This is a genomic window from Chamaesiphon sp. OTE_20_metabat_361, from assembly GCF_031364565.1.
The window spans coordinates 1-2076 of the sequence record NZ_JANLWO010000596.1; the positions used below are offsets into that span (position 1 = coordinate 1).

3 protein-coding genes are annotated in these 2076 nt (G+C 46.6%); 1 reads left to right on the forward strand and 2 read right to left on the reverse strand.

The features are described from left to right. The first annotated feature begins 97 nt into the window (after positions 1-97). Positions 98-670: a DUF3611 family protein gene (locus tag RMO35_RS17125; protein WP_309742523.1), complete on the forward strand. Its 573-nt coding sequence runs from the start codon at positions 98-100 to the stop codon at positions 668-670. An 11-nt stretch (positions 671-681) separates the two neighbouring features. Here the strand turns inward: RMO35_RS17125 and larE are convergent, their stop codons facing one another. Further along, a complete protein-coding gene (gene larE / locus RMO35_RS17130; RefSeq protein WP_309742524.1) occupies positions 682-1503 on the reverse strand; it encodes an ATP-dependent sacrificial sulfur transferase LarE in 822 nt (273 codons plus the stop codon). A 78-nt stretch (positions 1504-1581) separates the two neighbouring features. Beyond that, the gene (locus RMO35_RS17135) at positions 1582-1842 is read right to left on the reverse strand and encodes a hypothetical protein (protein ID WP_309742525.1); all 261 of its coding nucleotides are present in this window, start codon (positions 1840-1842) and stop codon (positions 1582-1584) included. Between the last annotated feature and the right edge of the window lie 234 nt (positions 1843-2076).

Sequence of the window (2076 nt, forward strand, 5' to 3'; positions counted from 1 at the left end):
CGAGCAAATTTTAGCTACTCACTTTTTAGCTTAACTCATTCAATTTACACCCTGGGATAATTATTCGATTTTTTTACTAATTTCTTAATTATTGTTTATGTCAGACCTCGAAATTAATGGCAACGCGTCACAGAATGTCCGGAAAATTGCCGTCCAGCTCCGCAGAGTCGGCTGGGCGGGGTTTTGGCTGCAACTCGTCCTCGCAGTGGTGTCGAGTATCATTTTTCTGTTCTCCCTGCCCTTTGCGAGTAGCGGTGCCAGCAATCCCGGTACGGGTGGCAGTTTGCTGTTTGCTGTCGGTGGGTTGCTGATCCTCTACGCCAGTACTTACTGGTCGTTTAGATATGTGATGACCGCCCGCAAGCTGAGAAATCCCGATCTCCGTCCCAAAAAAGCCGAGACAATCCAAATCGTGCGCTGGGGTTTGCTATGTTCGATCCTGGGGATGGGATCGAGCGTGATGGGTGCCGAATCCATCGGCGGTACTCTCTTGGGTAAGTCGCTCTCTATCGCGATACCAGGGGCGATATTTAGTCCCGATGCGTTGAGTAAAATCATTCAACCTTTGGATATTTTCATCGTGCTGGCAAACACCCACATCATTACCGCTCATTTTATCGGCATTGTCTGCTCGCTATGGTTGCTCGACAGGCTCAATAAACAAGGCTAGTCGCTGGGTAATTACCGATTACTCACAAATTGGGATAGCACCTGATTTAATTTACCGCTCCGATATCCTTCCAAATCCAAAGTCACGTAAACAAATCCGAACGATCGAAATGTTTGGGTCAACTCAATCAAATTTGTACTCGCGACAAATTGCTGAATTAACTCGGCTGGCAACTCGATTTTAGCAGTATCCTCACTCGATCGCACCCGTACATTTTCATAACCCAATCGCCGCAAATAAATCTCTGCTCTGCCCACGCGATTTAACTTCGGAATCGTAATCTCCTCACCATAAGGAAACCGCGAACTCAAACAAGGTTGAGCGGGTTTATTCCAACACTCTAATCCGATCGATCGAGCAATCTCGCGCACTTCCATTTTTGTAATCCCGAGTTCTGCTAATGGCGACCTAGCTCCCCGCTCTTTCGCCGCTTGGATACCAGGACGATAATCTTGTAAGTCGTCAGCATTGACACCATCGACGACATATTGATAACCAAGTTTTAAAGCTAAAGGTTTGAGTGTATCGTGCAATTCGCTTTTGCAAAAATAACACCGATTTACCGGATTTGATGAATAATTAGGATTATCCATCTCGTAAGTTTCGACAATCTCATGAGCGATGCCAATTGATGTTGCTTGTGCGATCGCATCTTCAAGTTCTTCAGGTAATAGAGATGGCGATTTAGCAGTTACAGCCAAGGATCGATCGCCCAAAACATCGTAAGCAACTTTAGCGACTAAGGTACTATCAATTCCTCCCGAATAAGCAATTAACGCTCGATCCATTCCAATAAATAGATGGCGAAGTCGTTCTATTTTTAGTTCTAACATGCGCTCGAATTAATCTTGCCTAGTGATGATAGCTACCACTGCCAATTATATCAAATCTTTGGGATCGGGCTGCTAATTTCAACCGCCCCAACCATCCCCACCATCGAAATCGATGATGCTGATGCGCGTCTGCGAGTTGTGCTTTTGCCGCTGCTGGTGGAGTTCTTTTTCGGCTCTGATGCGATCGCGCATTTGTTCGTATTCGCGTTCGGCTGCTGCGAGAGCTTGCTTCTTTGATTCAGGTAAAGTCTCGCTATGAATTGGCTCCCGACAGTTGCTACAGTAACCCAGTCGGAGGCTGAGAATCAGTGCCTCGCATTTATCGCATTTGTATGACATACTTCTCACTAAATACTCGACAAGCTATCCGCACTTAGTATACCCAGCCGTTCTCCAATTTAACGATCGCTATGATAACCAATCCTCTGCCCGATCGCGAAGATCTCTCCATCCCCGAAAGCCTGTCTCAACTGGCAATTCAATTGGGACAGCCCCTAGATCGAGTCACAGTCGAGGACATCTACCATCAGGCTCAGGATCTCCTGAGTCACATTTCGCCGACCCCAGTGACGC

What these genes read in the sequence shown, in the direction of transcription:
- RMO35_RS17125 (WP_309742523.1), top strand. Translation starts at nt 98, where the DNA reads ATGTCAGACCTCGAAATTAATGGCAACGCGTCACAGAATGTCCGGAAA.
- larE (WP_309742524.1), bottom strand. Translation starts at nt 1,503, where the DNA reads ATGTTAGAACTAAAAATAGAACGACTTCGCCATCTATTTATTGGAATG.
- RMO35_RS17135 (WP_309742525.1), bottom strand. Translation starts at nt 1,842, where the DNA reads ATGTCATACAAATGCGATAAATGCGAGGCACTGATTCTCAGCCTCCGA.